This is a genomic window from Pseudarthrobacter sp. BRE9 (assembly GCF_031844305.1).
Classification (GTDB): domain Bacteria; phylum Actinomycetota; class Actinomycetes; order Actinomycetales; family Micrococcaceae; genus Arthrobacter.
In genome coordinates this window covers 39,118-55,609 of record NZ_JAUZUY010000002.1, presented here as the reverse complement: position 1 = coordinate 55,609, position 16,492 = coordinate 39,118, and the positions used below count along the sequence as shown (strand labels likewise).

14 protein-coding genes are annotated in these 16,492 nt (G+C 61.2%); 5 read left to right on the top strand and 9 right to left on the bottom strand.

Annotated elements, in window-relative coordinates:
- Positions 1 to 128: 128 nt before the first annotated feature.
- The 3 genes from Q9R31_RS05185 to Q9R31_RS05175 form a co-directional block, all read right to left on the bottom strand.
- Complete coding sequence (locus Q9R31_RS05185; RefSeq protein ID WP_311261687.1) at positions 129 to 1,505, bottom strand: MFS transporter; 1,377 nt, start codon at positions 1,503 to 1,505, stop codon at positions 129 to 131.
- A gap of 666 nt (positions 1,506 to 2,171) precedes the next feature.
- Positions 2,172 to 2,726, bottom strand: coding sequence for a VOC family protein (locus Q9R31_RS05180; RefSeq protein ID WP_311261686.1), 555 nt, complete (start codon positions 2,724 to 2,726; stop codon positions 2,172 to 2,174).
- Positions 2,727 to 2,747: 21 nt separating this feature from the next.
- Entirely contained in the window at positions 2,748 to 3,419 is a 672-nt protein-coding gene (locus Q9R31_RS05175; protein WP_311261685.1) for a GntR family transcriptional regulator, read from the bottom strand.
- Between the two features lie 259 nt (positions 3,420 to 3,678).
- Between Q9R31_RS05175 and Q9R31_RS05170 the strand changes: the two genes are divergently transcribed.
- The 4 genes from Q9R31_RS05170 to Q9R31_RS05155 all read left to right on the top strand — a co-directional run bounded on the left by Q9R31_RS05170 (position 3,679) and on the right by Q9R31_RS05155 (position 10,453).
- The gene (locus tag Q9R31_RS05170; RefSeq protein ID WP_311261684.1) at positions 3,679 to 5,787 is read left to right on the top strand and encodes a thiamine pyrophosphate-dependent enzyme; all 2,109 of its coding nucleotides are present in this window, start codon (positions 3,679 to 3,681) and stop codon (positions 5,785 to 5,787) included.
- Between the two features lie 26 nt (positions 5,788 to 5,813).
- A complete protein-coding gene (locus tag Q9R31_RS05165; protein WP_311261683.1) occupies positions 5,814 to 7,127 on the top strand; it encodes a dihydrolipoamide acetyltransferase family protein in 1,314 nt (437 codons plus the stop codon).
- A gap of 62 nt (positions 7,128 to 7,189) precedes the next feature.
- Positions 7,190 to 8,875 carry a thiamine pyrophosphate-dependent enzyme gene (locus Q9R31_RS05160; RefSeq protein WP_311261682.1) on the top strand — a complete coding sequence of 562 codons (1,686 nt, stop codon included), beginning with the start codon at positions 7,190 to 7,192 and terminating at the stop codon, positions 8,873 to 8,875.
- 75 nt (positions 8,876 to 8,950) lie between these two features.
- Positions 8,951 to 10,453, top strand: coding sequence for an NAD-dependent succinate-semialdehyde dehydrogenase (locus tag Q9R31_RS05155; RefSeq protein WP_311261681.1), 1,503 nt, complete (start codon positions 8,951 to 8,953; stop codon positions 10,451 to 10,453).
- Between the two features lie 96 nt (positions 10,454 to 10,549).
- On the opposite strand, the gene Q9R31_RS05150 is transcribed toward Q9R31_RS05155, so the two are convergent.
- A complete protein-coding gene (locus Q9R31_RS05150; protein ID WP_311261680.1) occupies positions 10,550 to 11,089 on the bottom strand; it encodes a nuclear transport factor 2 family protein in 540 nt (179 codons plus the stop codon).
- 253 nt (positions 11,090 to 11,342) lie between these two features.
- A complete protein-coding gene (locus tag Q9R31_RS05145) occupies positions 11,343 to 12,059 on the bottom strand; it encodes an NADPH-dependent F420 reductase (protein ID WP_311261679.1) in 717 nt (238 codons plus the stop codon).
- Between the two features lie 78 nt (positions 12,060 to 12,137).
- On the opposite strand from Q9R31_RS05145, the gene Q9R31_RS05140 reads away from it, so the two are divergent.
- On the top strand, positions 12,138 to 12,452 hold the full coding sequence (locus tag Q9R31_RS05140) for a transcriptional regulator (RefSeq protein WP_311261678.1): 315 nt from the start codon (positions 12,138 to 12,140) through the stop codon (positions 12,450 to 12,452).
- On the opposite strand, the gene Q9R31_RS05135 is transcribed toward Q9R31_RS05140, so the two are convergent.
- The 4 genes from Q9R31_RS05135 to Q9R31_RS05120 form a co-directional block, all read right to left on the bottom strand.
- Positions 12,440 to 12,979 carry an NUDIX domain-containing protein gene (locus tag Q9R31_RS05135; protein WP_311261677.1) on the bottom strand — a complete coding sequence of 180 codons (540 nt, stop codon included), beginning with the start codon at positions 12,977 to 12,979 and terminating at the stop codon, positions 12,440 to 12,442. The genes Q9R31_RS05140 and Q9R31_RS05135 overlap by 13 nt on opposite strands.
- A gap of 35 nt (positions 12,980 to 13,014) precedes the next feature.
- On the bottom strand, positions 13,015 to 13,554 hold the full coding sequence (locus Q9R31_RS05130) for a flavin reductase family protein (protein WP_311261676.1): 540 nt from the start codon (positions 13,552 to 13,554) through the stop codon (positions 13,015 to 13,017).
- A 73-nt stretch (positions 13,555 to 13,627) separates the two neighbouring features.
- Positions 13,628 to 14,377 carry an SDR family NAD(P)-dependent oxidoreductase gene (locus Q9R31_RS05125; protein WP_311261675.1) on the bottom strand — a complete coding sequence of 250 codons (750 nt, stop codon included), beginning with the start codon at positions 14,375 to 14,377 and terminating at the stop codon, positions 13,628 to 13,630.
- 287 nt (positions 14,378 to 14,664) lie between these two features.
- Positions 14,665 to 16,365 carry an NAD(P)/FAD-dependent oxidoreductase gene (locus Q9R31_RS05120; RefSeq protein ID WP_311261674.1) on the bottom strand — a complete coding sequence of 567 codons (1,701 nt, stop codon included), beginning with the start codon at positions 16,363 to 16,365 and terminating at the stop codon, positions 14,665 to 14,667.
- Between the last annotated feature and the right edge of the window lie 127 nt (positions 16,366 to 16,492).

Sequence of the window (16,492 nt, the reverse complement as noted above, 5' to 3'; positions counted from 1 at the left end):
GCTCATAGCCATCCACGCCAACAACACCCGAAAATGCGCCACTATGTGGCCAACGATTCGCTCCTGGTCGAGGCTCTGCCCGCTCCCAGTGGGAGCGGGCAGAGGAGCCGGCGACAGGTGACAGACGATCAGTGCGTAAGGTCTCGCCCCGCTGTCTCCGTCAGGAAGAATACGCTCGCTGCTGTAATGAGCCCGGCGACGACGAGGTAAATGGCGACCGGCCAGGAAGCCAAAGTTGCTGCATACAGGCCGGTTGCAATCAGAGGCGAGAATCCGCCACCCAGGGTCTGCCCGAGCTGATAGCCCATCGATGCGCCGCTGTAACGGAACTTGGTGGCGAAGAGCTCACTGATCAACGAGGCCAGCGGGCCGTAAATCATGCCGCTTAGGGTAAGGGAGACGGCCATCGCCACCACGATGAGTACGGGACTCTTGGTGTCGACCATGGCGAACATCGGAAATGCCCAGACCCCGTAAGCAAGTCCACCAGTGAGGATGACGGGGCGTCGGCCGACCCGGTCGGAAATCGCAGAGCTCACCCAGTCACTGATACCGTAGAAAACATAGCCAACCACCAGGGCAATCAACCCCAGGCCCGCGCCAACCTTGAGGTCCACAGCGGTGTAGCTCAACAACCACCCCAGCACGACGTAGTTGAGGGTGCCAAATCCGAAACTGATTCCCGCGGCCAGGAGAAGTTGCTTGGGATTGGTCTTAATCACTTCGAGGATGGGTTTACGGGTGGTTTTTCCCTTTACCTCTGCGTCTTTGTATACCGGCGTCTCTTTGAGCCGAAGCCGGATGATGAGGCCAGTCACGACGAGGATAATCGAGAGCAGGAACGGGATTCTCCAACCCCATGCCTCGAAAGTTTCCGGCGGCAGAAGACTCACGGCGAAAAGTACGACTGTCGAAAGCAGGCCGCCGAGTGCTGATGATGCCGGGATGAACCCTGTGTAGAAGCCCCGCTTTTCCCGGGGGGCCGTCTCACTCACCATCAAAATGGCGCCTCCGTACTCTCCGCCGAAGGAAAAGCCCTGCACGAAGCGCAGTATGACGAGGAAAATCGGTGCCCAAATTCCGATGGCAGCGTAGGTCGGAAGAAGCCCGATGGCCGTGGTCGAAATGCCTGCGATGAGCAGCATGGCCACCAGGACGCGCTTTCGTCCATGGAGGTCACCAACGTGCCCGGCTACCAGGCTGCCGAGCGGGCGCGCAATAAATCCAACGGCCTGGGTTGTGAACGCCGCAAGCAGGGCGACAGTCGGGTCGAAGCTTGGAAAAAACAACTTTCCGAAGATTAGCGCAGCGGCCGACGCGTACAAGGCGAAATCGTATTGCTCCATGATGTTGCCTACAGCGCTGCCGGCGATGGTCCGGCGCAACAACTTCCTCTGCTGCGGCCCAAACTCCGTGGGAGTTGCAGGGGGTAAAACGGTGGTGGCCGTGTGTTGCCCGGGCGTCGGTTCAACAGCCTTTACGGCCTGCGACTTCGTTGTCCGCATTGTTCTCCTGAGCGCGTTAGGCCAGCGCCAGAATGCCGCTGGGATGCATGGGATGACCGGCCGAATTCAGTTCAGGCTCGGTATGCCGACAGTACTTGCGCTTCCGGGCGTGCGTCAAGGAAAACTTTCACGCTACTACCTAGCCTTTCATAATACGAGTATCGCGGGACGTGGCATATTCTTGGCGTTGTCGCTAGCGTTGACGTCAGGCCGGGAAGGCGACAGAGGAGCGCCATGCGTATCGGAGAATTGAGGTGTGCCCGAACGTATGCTCAGGTATGACGACGAACAGGGGCTGGTGGTGCCGCGTCGGCTCGACAACGGCTTACCGTGTCTATGACGACCACCTCCTGGACCGGGTGCGGAAAATCCGCGGCCTGATTGATGTCTGCATTCCGATGAGGATTATCAGTAGCATCCTGCCGTGCTTGGACCAGGCGCAGGAGATTGTGGTCGCGGACCCGACCCGAGACTTCGGGAGCTGCTGCTCCATGAGCGGGAGCGCATGCCACAGAAGATTGATCGCCTCATCCAGAACCGCGATTCGATCACGCGTTACGTCCAAGCGCCTGGACGACGCCGCCACCCGCTTGCAGAAACTCCGTTTTGGGTTAGGACCAGCTGATCTGCGGTACGGGCTGGACCCGAGATTGCGGTAGAGGCTCTTCAGGCCATCCAGAGCCGCAACGGGGTTTGCGATTCGTATGCTTTTCCTTGTGGAAAGGACACGAGTTCGAATTGCATTCCCCACGGCGCCAGGAAGTAGACCCAACGCTGGCCCTTGCTGGCTCCTGAACTTGAGGTCGGTTCCCCAAGCACCTGGATCCCGTGGTTTTTGAGATAGTCGACAGCTACGTCGAGGTCCTCGACATAGAAGGCGAGGTGATGACCGCCAATGTCACTGTTGCGGGGCTGTTCCCGCCGTTGATCCGGGGAGGAGTAGTTGAAGATCTCAAAATTCGCCCCGTTGAAGCAGCGGTAGAAGCGTATCTCCGCCAGTGTCGCCTCCGGGTGGACGTTAAGCTTTGTCCGCATCAACTCGGGGTCCTGCGGGTACGGCCCCAGCGAGTAGACATGCTGGCACCCTATGACGTTGACGAAGAATTCGTGGGCCTGCTCCATGTCGGGCACTGTGAAGCCGATGTGGTCCGTTCCACGGATACCCGGCAGTCCGCGCCGTTCCTTGAGTGCAATGTCTTGCTGTTCGGCGTCCTGGTTCATGTGGTTCTCCAGCAACTGTTTTTAGCGATCGAATATTTCAGGGTGATCAAGCAGGGCCATGCGGGTTTTCCGGACATGCATGGCCAGCAATTCCTCCGCAGAGCGGGTGTCACGACGGCGGATGGCCGCGACAAGGAGTCTGTGCTCCAAATGCGTGTCGTCGAGTCCCTCGGGACCGATCAGCTGCACGTACGCGCGCCGGTAATGCTGGGTGGTGTTCCAAAGCCTCTCGACCATCTCCAGCAAGGTCGGCATGCCCGCATCTTGAAAGCTCAACAGGTGGAATTCACGGTCCAGTTCGACGAAGTCCTCCACCACCTGGCAGTTCTCCATCTCGCTGGCCAGCTGAGTGAGCCGATCCAAGGTTTGAATGCTGACGCTGTCGATTGCCTGGCCCAGCGCGAGTGGCTCAAGCCGTTCTCTGATCAGATACGTCTCCTGGCACTCAGCGAGGTTCATGGAACTTACCCAGGCTCCAGATGAGGCGACCAGTGTGACGAGTCCGTGCGATTCAAGGATTCGCAAGGCTTCACGGATCGGTAGCCTGCTAACGCCGAACTCTTCTGCGATCTGCTCCTGTCGGATCCTCGTGCCGGGCGCGAGGTCCCCGTCGAGGATCCTTTGACTTAGTTCGTCTGCGATGCGCTGGCTTGCAGCGCCCGATTTCTTCAACAGAACAGCTTGGGTGGACATACCTACAGCATACGGACTGGGGTGCAATGGATCCATTCACGGGTATATGGCGCAGAAATATAGGTTTGACTCCTTGCATTGGATCCAATCGTCCACTTATGGTGGGACGAACGCAAAAGCGATGCAAGTACGCCCATGGGAGCCAAAGATGTCAACCGCTACGCCCTTGACTTACTCGACAGAGTGCACAGAGTTACGCACGACCCGCAAAGACTGGGACGCAGCAGCTCCCGAGTTGCTCGAATCCATGCTGGTTCAGATGCACACCATCCGCATTTTTGAGGAAATTGTCCTGCAGCTGGCGGCAGAGGGCCTGGTCCACGGCCCCGCCCACTCCAGCATTGGCCAGGAGGGAGCAGCCGTGGGGTCCGTTCTGGCGCTGCGGGGAGCTGACGGCGTCAACGGCACCCACCGCGGCCATCACCAATTCCTGGCGAAGGGTCTTGCCTATCTGTCCCCCAACGGTATGTCGATCATCGACGGGATAAAGAACGACCAGGTCACGGAGTTCATCCGACGGACGATGTCCGAGATTTTGGGTCTCAAGGCCGGTTTCAGCGGTGGCCGGGGCGGCTCGATGCACCTGCAGTGGCTTGAGGCCGGAGCTTTGGGCACGAATGCGATCGTGGGTGGCGGAGTGCCGCTTGCCGCGGGGAATGCCTGGGCCCAGCGCCATGACGCAGAAGTACACGACGACGACGGCGGGCAGGCAGGCGGGATGGGGGTCACGGTGACCTATTTCGGTGACGGCGCCTCAAATATAGGGTCGACGCTGGAGACGCTCAATCTGGCTGCGGCCTGGCGCCTGCCGCTGTGCTTTTACATCGAAAACAATCTCTACGCTGTCTCGACCCACGTTGCCGACGTAACCGGTGAACCCCGGCTGGCGGCTCGTGGCCCCGGCTTCGGCATCAGGTCCTGGCGCGTGGACGGCATGGATCCCCTCGCGGTCTACATTGCCCAAAAGGCAGCCGTGGATCACATGCGCGCCGGCAAAGGGGCGACCCTCATCGAGGCGGAAACCTACCGCTACTTCCACCAGAACGGCCCCTTCCCCGGCAGCGCCTTCGGCTACCGGACCAAGGAGGAGGAGAAGCAATGGCGTGAACGCGACCCCTTGGCCAAACTGGCGGCAGAGATGACCCGGCGCGGACTCCTCACCGACGAACAACTGAACGATCTCACCGCGCACATCACCGAGCAAATCACCCGGATTGTGGACGAAATCACCGAGAAGGACCCGGAGAGCGCCAAAGGCGCCCGCCGGATCCGCCCCATTCTTTGGCCGGATCCCGCTGCTGTGGATACGGACATCAGGAGCGAACCGGCGTTGACCGGCACAGCACCTGACGAACACAGCGGATCCGGCACTGTGGAGCGCCGCTTCGTGGATGCCATTGCGGATGTACTCGGGCGCCGGATGGACATGGACCCGGGCGTACTGGTCCTCGGCGAAGACGTGCACCGGCTCAAAGGCGGCACCAACGGGGCTACGCGCGGTCTGAAAGATGCTTATCCAGACCGGGTCCTGGGCACTCCGATCAGCGAAAACGCCTTTGCGGGCCTGGCCGGCGGCCTGTCTATGACAGGACGATACAAGCCAGTGGTGGAGTTCATGTACTCGGACTTCCTATGGGTCGCCGCTGACCAGATTTTCAACCAGATCGGCAAGGCCCGGCACATGTTCGGCGGTCAGTCCTCCATGCCCGTTGTGCTTCGCTCCAAGGTGGCAATGGGAGCCGGTTATGGCTCGCAGCATTCCATGGATCCGGCAGGCATCTTTGCCAATAACCCGGGCTGGCGCATCGTGGCGCCGTCAACACCGCAAGACTATATCGGGCTGATGAATACAGCCTTGGAACTTCAGGACCCGGTGCTCGTTCTTGAGCACGTAGACCTCTACGGGACCAAAGGAGACATCCCCGCCGAGAATCTCGACTACCAGTTGCCGGTGGGCAAAGCTGCCGTGCGGCGGGCGGGCGAGGGCGTCACTGTCCTGAGCTACCTGAACATGGTGGATGTCTCGCTTCAGGCCGCCGAGCGCCGTCTTGATCTCGATCCCGAGGTCATCGATCTGCGGTGGCTCGACCGGGCATCCCTGGACTGGGAAACCATAGGCGCCTCAATCCAGAAAACCAACAACGTGCTGATCGTCGAACAGGGTGCCCGCGGTACTTCCTATGGCGGCTGGCTCTCGGACGAGATCCAGCGCAGATTCTTCGATTACCTCGACCAGCCCATCCAACGCGTTACGGGCAAGGAAGCCGCGCCGAGTATCTCGAAAGTGCTTGAAGCTGCAGCCAACGCCGATCTCAACGACGTCCTTGCCGGCTTCGACGAAATAGCCCGCAATCTCGGCCTTTCCTGAACCGGATCCATCGAAGGACATTCATCATGGCAACCATCATTACAATGCCGGCCGTCGTCGCAGACGCCACCGAGGCAGCTCTCCAGGACTGGCTCGTGCAAATAGGCGACACCATCGCCGCAGGTCAGCCCATCGCCGAAATTGAGACTGAAAAGGCGACAGTTGAACTGCAGGCTGAGTTTCCGGGTACTGTCGGAAGACTGTTGATACGGCCCGGAACTTCTGTGGGTGTCGGCGAGCCCATTGCTGTGCTCGTCGAAGCAGGAGAGGACGAGGCGTCCATCGACAAGCAGATCGCCTCCGCCGGCGGTGCTTCGCACAGCCTTGCAGAGCATCCCGTGCCCGAGGACACTGAAGCACCAACAACCAGGCGGGACACGCGGCCTGCGGCTCCGGACGCGAGCCAGGAGCCGTCCAGCCATGCTCAGGGACGGGACTCGCGGGTATTCGGGTCGCCCTTGGCCCGGAAGCTCGCTAAAGAACTTGGCCTCGACCTTTCATCTTTGACGGGCTCGGGACCCAACAGCAGGATCCTTCGCCGGGACGTCGAAGCCGCCCGCATGCAGCATGCGGCAAGTCCGGAACGCGTCTCCCAGGCCGAAGATCTCCTCCCCGCTGACCCAATTGCTACATCCCAGACGGGCGGCGCGCAAAACTTCCAGGACGAACCGCTCTCGGGCATGCGCAAGGCCATCGCACGGCGGCTCACCGAGTCAAAGACAACCGTTCCCCATTTCTATGTCTCCATCGATGTCGAAATGGACGCCCTCCTGGCTCTGAGGAAGCAAATCAACCAGGGCGCGCTCCCTTCGGACCAGAAGGCAACCGTCAACGATCTTGTCCTGAAAGCACTGGGAGGAGCACTTGTGGACGTGCCTGCCGCGAACGCGTCATGGCAAGGAGACGCCATCCGCCGCTATTCCACGGTGGATGTCTCCGTGGCCATCGCCACCACGGACGGCCTGCTGACACCGGTGGTCCGCGGCCTGGAAAGCCTCTCGCTCAGCTCCCTGGGCAGGACCATGGGTGACTACAAAGAACGTGCGGCCGCTGGCCGAATCCGGCAACAGGAACTCGACGGCGGGTCCTTCAGCCTCACGAACCTGGGAATGTATGGGACACGGGAGTTCTCCGCCATCCTCAACCCGCCCCAGGCAGGGATCCTGGCCGTCGGGGCGGCCGAGCAGCGCCCGGTGGTGCGCGACGGCCAGCTGGAAGTTGCCACGGTCATGAGCTGCACCCTCTCCGCAGACCACCGGGTAATCGACGGCGCAGTAGCAGCACAGTTGCTGGCCGCTTTCAAAGCGCGCATCGAGAACCCGCTCAGCATTCTCCTGTAACCGCGTCCCCCCACTGAATCGTGTTGCGCAAAGACGCGGCATCCAGCGAAAAGATTTTATCCATGACTCAAGTAACAGCCGACCAAGACGAGTTGCCAGGGGCTCTGCTGCCGATATCCCGTAAGTCTGCCGGGCACGTCATCGTCGATACGCTGGCCGCCCACGGCATCAAGCGGGCCCATGTGGTGCCGGGCGAGAGCTTCCTTGACGTCCTTGACGGACTTCACGGCTCGTCCATCGAAACCATCGTGTGCCGCCACGAGGGTGGGGCGACGTACATGGCCGAGGCTGACGGAAAGATGAACCAGCTGCCCGGCATTGCGATGGTTACCCGCGGGCCCGGCGCCGCCAATGCCCACGTAGGACTTCACACCGCGTGGCAGGACTCCACCCCCATGGTGCTGTTCGTGGGGTTGATTCCCTTCGCCCACCGGGACCGCGAGGCCTTCCAGGAGTTCGATATCAAGGCCTGGTTCGACACCGGCGCCAAGCGGGTGATGGTCCTGGACCACGCCGCGCGTGCCTCCGAAATCGTCGCCGAAGCCCTTTTCGCGGCGATGAGCGGGCGGCCCGGTCCCGTCGTCGTTGGCCTGCCCGAGGACGTCATCCGCCAGCAAATCCCGGCCGATATTCATCCCCCCATCCCTGTCGCTACAGGTGGCATGACTACTGTGGACGCGGCTGCTCTGGCCGATGCCCTCGGTGCGGCGAGCAAGCCGTTGTTCGTCACCGGCGGCAACGACTGGACGCAAGAAGGGGCTGATCAGCTCACACGCTGGCTGGAGAAGCACCACATTCCTGCAGCGGCCGAGTGGCGCACCGAGGGCACCATCCCGTTTGATTCCCCCTCTTACGTTGGCCCCATAGGCTATGGCCGCCCGCGGCCCACCTATGATCTGCTCGAAGAAACTGACCTGCTGGTTTTTGTTGGCACAGTCCCTGGTGACGTGATTACCGACGGATTTCTTTGCCGCCAGGACTGGTCAAAAAAGAACTTCCTGGTCACTATCGACCCATCGCTTCGTGGCCGCTCGGGACCCGTCTCCTACCAAATTGTCGCCAAGCCAGACGTTTTCGTCCGCGACCTCACGAAGATCGAGCTTCCCGTCAAAGATGAGTGGAAGAGCTGGACGGCAAAGATGCGTGCGGAGCAGGTTGCCTTCGCCGCCCTCCCCCCGGCGACGCCGTCCGATGGTCCAGCCCGGATGGATACCCTGATGGCCAACCTCGTCCCCACCCTCCCACATGACGCCATGATCACACTGGGCGCAGGTGAGCACACGAACTGGGCTCACCGCTACTTTCCCACCCAGCGCTACGCCTCGATGATCAGTGCCCGCAACGGTTCCATGGGCTATTCCGTACCGTCCGCTATCGCCGCTTCACTGGAATACCCCGGCAGGCGCGTGGTGACGATCGCCGGAGACGGCGAATTCCTCATGAACGGACAGGAACTTGCCACCGCCGCCCAATACGGCGCCACTCCCCTTGTGGTCGTAATGGACAACCAGGAGTACGGGACCATCCGCACGCATCAAGAACGGCATTACCCCGAACGTGTTTCCGGCACCCAACTGAAAAACCCCGAGTTCGCGCTCATGGCACAGGCCTTTGGGGGTTTCGGCATCAAGGTGGAACGCGATGCCGAGATTCCTGCCGCTATCACAGCGGCGCTGAGAGCCATCGACGAGGACCGCGTATTCGCGCTCATCCATGTGGTGGTTGAACAGCGGGTCAAAGCCTACTAGCCCTCCCCACCGCCCCGAGCCTGCACCGGTGGTTGTGCCTGCCCAAATCCCTATAACTCTTAAGGACTTCCCTTTATGACTGTCTCCGAGCTTTCTCCTGCCATCTCACCCGAACGTGAAGCTGCCTTGCTCGCCACTGTTCCTACTGGACTTTTGATTGGCGGGCAGTGGCGGGAGGCGTCCGACGGCGGCACTTTTGACGTGCACGACCCCGCCACGGGAGAGGTGCTCGCCACCCTCGCCTCGGCCACGAGCGACGACGCGATCGCCGCCCTCGATGCAGCCGACGCCGCGCAGGCGTCCTGGGCGCGGACCGCGCCCCGGGTGCGGGCCGAGATCCTGCGCCGCGCCTTTGACCTGGTTACCGAACGGGCCGAGGACTTTGCCCTGTTGATGACTCTGGAAATGGGCAAACCGCTGGCCGAAGCCCGCGGCGAAGTCTCCTACGGGGCCGAGTTCCTGCGCTGGTTCTCCGAGGAAACCGTCCGCGATTACGGCCGCTACCTCACCACCCCCGAGGGCAAGAACAAGATCCTGGTCCAGCACAAACCCGTCGGACCCTGCCTGCTCATCACGCCATGGAACTTCCCGCTGGCCATGGCCACCCGCAAAGTCGCACCCGCCGTCGCCGCCGGCTGCACCACGGTCCTCAAACCCGCCAAACTCACACCCCTGACGGCGCAGTACTTCGCGCAGACCATGCTCGACGCCGGCCTGCCCGCCGGAGTCCTCAACGTCGTCTCCTCCTCCTCCGCATCAGGGATCTCCGGGCCCCTGCTCAAAGACTCACGACTGCGGAAGGTCTCCTTCACCGGCTCCACCCCGGTCGGGAAACGCCTGATCGCCGACGCCGCCCAGAACGTCCTGCGCACCTCCATGGAGCTCGGCGGCAACGCACCCTTCATCGTGTTCGAAGACGCGGACCTGGACAAAGCCGTCGAAGGTGCCATGGCCGCCAAAATGCGAAACATGGGCGAAGCCTGCACCGCCGCCAACCGCTTCCTCGTCCAGGAATCCGTCGCCGCCGAGTTCACACAGAAGTTTGCCGCGGCCATAGGCGCCCTGTCCACGGGCCGCGGTACCGAGCCCGCCACCCAGGTGGGCCCGCTCATTGACGCCGGCGCCCGCGATGAAGTCCACGCCCTAGTGGCTGCCGCCGTCGACGCCGGAGCCACCGCCGTCACAGGAGGTGCCCCGGTGGACGGGCCCGGCTACTTCTACCAGCCCACTGTCCTCGGCAACGTTCCGAACGATGCAGCGATTCTGGGACAGGAAATCTTCGGACCCGTCGCCCCCGTCACCACCTTCGCCACCGAAGAAGACGCCATCCGGCTGGCTAATGCCAGCGAATACGGGCTCGCGTCCTACCTCTACAGCCGCGACTTCAACCGGCTCCTTCGCGTGGCCGAACAGATCGAATTCGGCATGGTCGGTTTCAACGCCGGTGTCATCTCCAACGCCGCAGCACCCTTCGGCGGGGTCAAGCAGTCAGGCCTTGGCCGCGAAGGCGGATCAGAAGGCATCGCCGAATACACCACCACCCAATACATCGGCATCGCGGACCCCTACGCGAACTAGCCCCGCATAACACCAAAGCGCCGGCCGGCCCTCGTATATGGGGCCGACCGGCGCTTCACTATTGGTTCAAAAACGCTCGCCGTTGCAGGTGCAGGGCTACCGGGAGAATTCCGTCGGCGGGCTGTCCACCCAGTCCTTGTAGATCGGGTCCTCAGGATGCCAGGCTCCCCAGTGCGAGACTCGAGGGACACCCACGATGCCCCAGTCCGAGTTGATGGGCCGGACGTCGATCCAATCCCAGATGCAGGTGCGATGAAGGATTTTCCACACGCCGTCGCGCTTCTCGCACAAGTCGCGGTAGCGGCCTGCCTGGAACATGGTTACTTCGGGGTCCTTGAACGGGACCACGCAGATGAATGTACTCTCGCGCTTGGCCCGGTTCCCATCAATCTCGGAAAGGACATTGGAAATGTGGTGGCTGCAGCTATGGATCTTGTCGTGCCAGGTCATGGCAGCATCCGCCCACTCCTGGCCGTTTCCGACATAGCCGCCGTGGTCATCGAATGAATCAGGCCAGTACGTGGATTTCATCAGCTCGCGGTCGTGCCGGTCGGCGCCCCTCGCGTACAGCATCAGGTTGTCATGGAGGGCTTGCTTGTCATACAACTCAGTCAGCTGAGCATCTGTAAGGGACATGTATCCAGACTTTCTACTCCAAACGCCAGGCAGCGTCCTTGCTGCCCTCGTTAGAAACAACGCTAAAAGCCGGAGTTGCTGGACGGGTAGCATCTTGGGCGCCATGCACTTAAGAAGCAACGCCAGGTGCCGGGTACCGGGCCGCCTCGGCAGGCACCCGCAAACGCCTGTATGCCCCGCTGGCCTTAGTGCCGCCGTCGAAGGCCTGCCCCTAAGGCCAGCTGCCTGGAACCGTTCTTAGAAGGTACGCGCGTTAGAAGGTACGCGCGGCAACCCGCACCGGTTCGGCACGCTTCAGTGCGTCGCTCAGCCGCTCAGCGGACACAGGTGCGGCGGGAGCTTCGAGCATGCTGTCGTCCGGGGTGGCGGCGTCCGCCAGGTAAAGCCTGGTGTAGGCACCGGCTTCCGGCTCGAAACGCCAGCTTTCAGCCAACGAACCGGCGTCCACTGCATCGAAACCCAGTTGCTCGATAAGGCTCATGACCTTGGTCTTGGCGGAAGCGTCATCGCCCGCCACGGGCAGGGCGGAGCGATCAGGTGCGCCGGCGGGGCGCGCCAGCTGGGGGATGTGGTGCGCGAGGATGTTGTTAAAGGCCTTCGTCAGGCCGGCTCCTTGAAAGTGCCGCAGCACGAGCTCGCTCGTAGTCAGCCTTTCCTCGTCGAGTTCAGACACCCTTCCATCCCGGAATGGGTAGTAATTGGTGGTGTCGAGTACGGCCTTCCCTTCCAGGAGGGATGCGGGAATGGCGGTATGCGCCGTGAGCGGCACGGACAGCACAACAACCTCTCCGGCCGCCGCCGACTGCTCGATGGTGCCTGCGGAAGCCAGGGGACCCAACTCTGAGACAAGGCTGGCAAGAGTCTCAGGGCCGCGGGAATTGGACAGCACTACGGGGATGCCGGCACTTACGGCGAGACGAGCGATGGCAGCACCGATGTTGCCGGTGCCAATGATTCCAAGGGTGGGCATTTTTTGTTTCCTCAGTCGAGAGTTGTGGATGGGGCGGGAACCTGAGAGCTACGGCCCGCTAATGGCACGCACTGGCGGGTGGGCCTGGCGTTAAACCTGTTCCGCCTGATGGCGGCCGTGACTGACCCAGTGCGGCTGGGGATTGTCATCAAACTGGCTGGCAGCAACGAGGACATCCCGTGCACCGAATTTGCCCTGCCAGTGACAAAGTCTGCCGGGACCCGCCACTTTCGAGTGTTGCGTGAGGCTGGCGTGATCCATCAGCATGACGTAGGTGTCCGCCGCATGAGCCGGCTGCGCAGCGATGACCTGGAAGTCCGCTTCCCCGGCCTGCTGAAACTGATCCTCCAGGAGACTGCCTACTTCAACCACGGGGATCGTCAGGCCTCCTGACTTGGAGCGGCACGCATCCATCCCGGGAATGCCTCGGGTTCAGGTGCCGGAACGGTACGCGGGACATGACCGGTTGCATCGAGTACGTTGTCCAGCCAGTCCACGCGGTTAGCGAAACGCTTGGCCTTGTGGGGAGCGGTCCACCGGTAGGCGTCGTTTTCCCAATTGATCTTCAGCCGCCGTCGGGACGTCAAGGCAGTGAAGGTATGGATGAGCCACGGATTGCCCAAGCCGTCAGCCACCACCAAGTCCGGTCCCGGCAGGAGTCCCAGGAGGTCTTTGGTTTGCAGACCTGCTTCTTCAAACAACTCTTCAAGGGTCTGCTGTTCAGGCGTGGCCCCGGCTTCCATAAATCCGGTAATGCAGTGCCAAAGGCCACTGTCGTGGCCAAGATTTCCGCTTCTTCTGAACAGGGCAATCTTGTCCCGCCACTGGATGACGGCCGCTATAACGGTGCGGTCCGCTGGGATGTCATGCGCAGCGCGCGAGGGAAACCTCCCGCCGGACGCCGCATCAACGACGCTCATATTGTCCTTCCAACGCACAGCAACCGCTCTGTCTGCTACACGACGTCGATCGACTGGGCGTTGACGAGCTCGCGGAACTTGGCGCCGTGCCAAATGAGCGGCTCGTTTTCGCCCACTCCGAGCTTCTTCACCTCAAGCAGCACCATCCAGTGATCGCCGGCCTCTGAAACTTCGTGGACCGAGCACTCGAGCCACAACGCCGCATCTTCTATGAACACTGCCCCGTCCTCACCGACGTCGATAGCCACCTGCTCAAAACGTGCAGCACGGTCCTTGCCTGCAAGCTTGCGGGTCAGATGTCCCTGCCCCTTGCCAAAGATGGAAACCCCGAGTGAGGCTGCATTCTTGATCTGCTCCCATGTCTCCGATGACTTCTGCACCGCTACCGCGACGAGGCACGGTTCGAGCGACACGCCAACCATGAACGAAGACGCGACGAGAGCATGCTTCTCGTCGCCGGATTCGACCGCGAGCACCGCCACTCCTGACGGAAACTGTGCGAACGTGCTTCTCACCAGCAAAGGGTCGTTGCCGAATGCGCTGACCTTCGGCCGGGTCATAAATTTTTGGGACATGGGTCTTCTTCCTCTCGGTGCCCGTGTCGGAGTGATCGCTCTTTGACCACACGGGCCGAACAAGTCTGGACAGTTACGCAGCGGTCTGGCCGCCGTCGATAGGCAACGCGACGCCGGTGATGTACGAAGACTGATCACTGGCGAGGAACAGGACGGCATGGGCTACTTCTTCGGCTGTTCCAACACGACGAGCCGGAACCATATTGATGAGATAGTCCGCAGCGGCAGGGTTTTCTGCCAAGGCTTCCTCCATCATCGGAGTCCTGATGGGGCCAGGGCAGATGGAATTCGCGCGGATATTCTGCTCCGCGTACTCAAGAGCGATGGTGCGGGTCAGCCCGAGGAGGCCTGTCTTGGCGGCGCTGTAACTGCCGTATAGGGGCGTTCCCATCAAGGCTGCAGCTGAAGCCACATTAACTATCGATCCCCCGCCACGCTCCAGCATGGCCGGAATGGCAAACTTCATCGTGAGGAAAGCACCCCGGAGATTCACGTTGATCATCTTGTCAAAGTCGGACTCCAGCGCCTCATGGTGCTGGACCATTGGAGCATTTGCCCCGGCGATGTTGCACAGAATGTCCAGTCCGCCGAATTCGCCGATGGCCAGGCTTACCATTGCCTTCGCGTCTGCGGTGTTGGAGATGTCAGCCTGGATGGGCACGGTGCGGTCTCCGAGCTCCACAGCCGTTTTCTCCTGGGCCCCCGAGAAATCCGCCAAGATGATGTTCGCGCCCTGCTGATGAAACAGGCGGGCAGTTGCCAAACCCATGCCTGAGCCGGCACCGGTGATTATTGCGGTCTTGCCTTCGAGTACGTTGCTCATTGTTATTCCTTCACGTCCGGGGAAGCTCACGGGATCTCCTTTGATCTCAGTGCGTAGCCTTCTTGCTGACTTCGCCCACAATCAACGCTAAGTGCGGGTGGGGCTGTACCGGGATGGCCATCGGCGCCAACAAGGAATGAAACCGCGCCAAAAGTGTGTCCCCTCGCGGGGGTCGGCAAAAGCCCTTGCGCCGCATGTCGGCAACCAGAGGACGGAAATAAGAAGGCTCCCCGCAAGCCTGAACTGGATGACCAGTCCGGCTTCCGGGGAGCCCGTTGTCTGTCTATCTACTTTGCCGTGAGGACCGCGTTAAGGCTTCGGTTTTCGTTCGTGCTTTGTCCTGAATTACCAGGTGCGAAAGCCTTTGTGAACACAAAGCCGCGGTAGTCGTCGGCGACAACTTCTTGAACCTTCTTGACGTACTTGTCGAAACCACCCGCATACGGAATGAAATAGCGCGAGCCGTCGTACTTGTTGACATGGACCATGTAGTTGTCCACGGCACGGCGCAAGAGCGGCGCCGCGATCTCATTGCAGTGATCGCCCCACTCCCGCTCTGCCTCAAGGCTGGCCTCGATGCGGACTGCACCCTTCTTTTCGGCCTGCGCGATGATGTCGGCCACCAAATCAACGTGTTGGTTGTTCCCCACGAAGAAGTTTGCGAGGACACTCGGACTCTGCGCGCCGGTGAGCATAAACAGGTTCGGGAATCCGTGCGTCATCACGCCCAAGTGGGTCTGCGGCTTATGCTTCCACCGGTCGCTCGGCTGCTGGCCGTGCTCATTGCGGACGTTGGCCTGGTCGAGGGCACCCGTAAAGGCCTCGAAGCCGAGTGCAAAGACGATCAGGTCAACCTCGTACTCATTGTCCCGGGTCTTAATCCCCGTCTTGGTCATGCGCTCGATCGGATCACTTCTCAAGTCCACGAGACTAACATTGCTTTGATTGAAGATCGGGTAGTACCCGGTATCAATGCAGAGCCGACGGATGCCGATCGGGTACGAGGTGGGCATCAGCTTCTCGGCGGTCTCGGGATCATCGATCATGTCTCGGATCTTGCCGCGCACGAACTCGGCGACGACGTTGTTGACATCGATATTCGTCCCCTGGTCCGAGAAAGTTCCGAGCAGCGTCTGGCCCCCGAAAGCCCATCTGGACTCGAGAATCTGCTGCTGCTGTTCTTCGGAGAAGTCCGAAGCCTTACCGGCGAAGCCCTGCATGACGTAGCCGACCGGGGAATTGTATGACTCGTCACGGAGTTGCAGAACTTTCTTATTGAGGCGGGCCTTCTTCCTCCTGTCCGCCGGCCCATTGTGGGCAGGGATCGAGTAGTTCGGGGTCCGCTGCAGGACGTAGAGCTGCGCGGCTGTCTTGGCCATCTCCGTGGCAGCCTGCACACCCGAAGATCCCGTTCCAATGAGGGCCACGCGCTTGCCGGCAATTTCAACGGGGGTTTGAGGCCAATGTGCGGTTTGATACCACTCCCCCTCGAAATCATCGAGTCCCGGGAAGTCCGGCTTCCGCGGCTTGGAGAGCTGTCCTGTCGCCATCACCAGATAGCGAGCCCAAACCGTCCGGCCGGTATTGGTCTTGATGAGGTACTTGTTCTCCTGGGGCTGCCAATCGGCGGACGTCACCCAGGTGCTTAGTGACAGGTTGCGGCGGACATCGAGGCGGTCCGCCACGTAGTTCAAGTACCGCAGGATTTCGGGTTGTGCGGCGTACCGCTCGCTCCAGTCCCATCCCGCGTAAAGCTCGGGATCAAACATAAAGGCGTAGCTGTGGCTCTCCAAGTCCACGCGGGCACCGGGGTAGGCGTTGTGATACCAGACGCCCCCGACGCCGTCTGCTCCTTCGAAGCCGTGTACGTCGTGTCCCAGGTCTGCGAACCGGTGGAGCGCGTAAATGCCCCCCATGCCCGCGCCGATTACAACGACCGAATATTCCTCAGTCTCACCCGCGGGGTTCTGGATGTGGTTGTTTGTCATGGCTTCGCTCCCTGGACGCGCGTCTTCACTGGTCACTGGCGTCACCACTCGTTGGATGGAGCAAGCCATCCTGGTTTCGTACTTTTGAAAAGCCCACCGGATCTCCTTTGATGTCAGTGCATCGGCA

Excerpts from the sequence above, each read along its gene's own strand:
- Q9R31_RS05185 (WP_311261687.1), bottom strand. The coding sequence starts at position 1,505 with ATGCGGACAACGAAGTCGCAGGCCGTAAAGGCTGTTGAACCGACGCCC.
- Q9R31_RS05180 (WP_311261686.1), bottom strand. The coding sequence starts at position 2,726 with ATGAACCAGGACGCCGAACAGCAAGACATTGCACTCAAGGAACGGCGC.
- Q9R31_RS05175 (WP_311261685.1), bottom strand. The coding sequence starts at position 3,419 with ATGTCCACCCAAGCTGTTCTGTTGAAGAAATCGGGCGCTGCAAGCCAG.
- Q9R31_RS05170 (WP_311261684.1), top strand. The coding sequence starts at position 3,679 with ATGCACACCATCCGCATTTTTGAGGAAATTGTCCTGCAGCTGGCGGCA.
- Q9R31_RS05165 (WP_311261683.1), top strand. The coding sequence starts at position 5,814 with ATGGCAACCATCATTACAATGCCGGCCGTCGTCGCAGACGCCACCGAG.
- Q9R31_RS05160 (WP_311261682.1), top strand. The coding sequence starts at position 7,190 with ATGACTCAAGTAACAGCCGACCAAGACGAGTTGCCAGGGGCTCTGCTG.
- Q9R31_RS05155 (WP_311261681.1), top strand. The coding sequence starts at position 8,951 with ATGACTGTCTCCGAGCTTTCTCCTGCCATCTCACCCGAACGTGAAGCT.
- Q9R31_RS05150 (WP_311261680.1), bottom strand. The coding sequence starts at position 11,089 with ATGTCCCTTACAGATGCTCAGCTGACTGAGTTGTATGACAAGCAAGCC.
- Q9R31_RS05145 (WP_311261679.1), bottom strand. The coding sequence starts at position 12,059 with ATGCCCACCCTTGGAATCATTGGCACCGGCAACATCGGTGCTGCCATC.
- Q9R31_RS05135 (WP_311261677.1), bottom strand. The coding sequence starts at position 12,979 with ATGAGCGTCGTTGATGCGGCGTCCGGCGGGAGGTTTCCCTCGCGCGCT.
- Q9R31_RS05130 (WP_311261676.1), bottom strand. The coding sequence starts at position 13,554 with ATGTCCCAAAAATTTATGACCCGGCCGAAGGTCAGCGCATTCGGCAAC.
- Q9R31_RS05125 (WP_311261675.1), bottom strand. The coding sequence starts at position 14,377 with ATGAGCAACGTACTCGAAGGCAAGACCGCAATAATCACCGGTGCCGGC.
- Q9R31_RS05120 (WP_311261674.1), bottom strand. The coding sequence starts at position 16,365 with ATGACAAACAACCACATCCAGAACCCCGCGGGTGAGACTGAGGAATAT.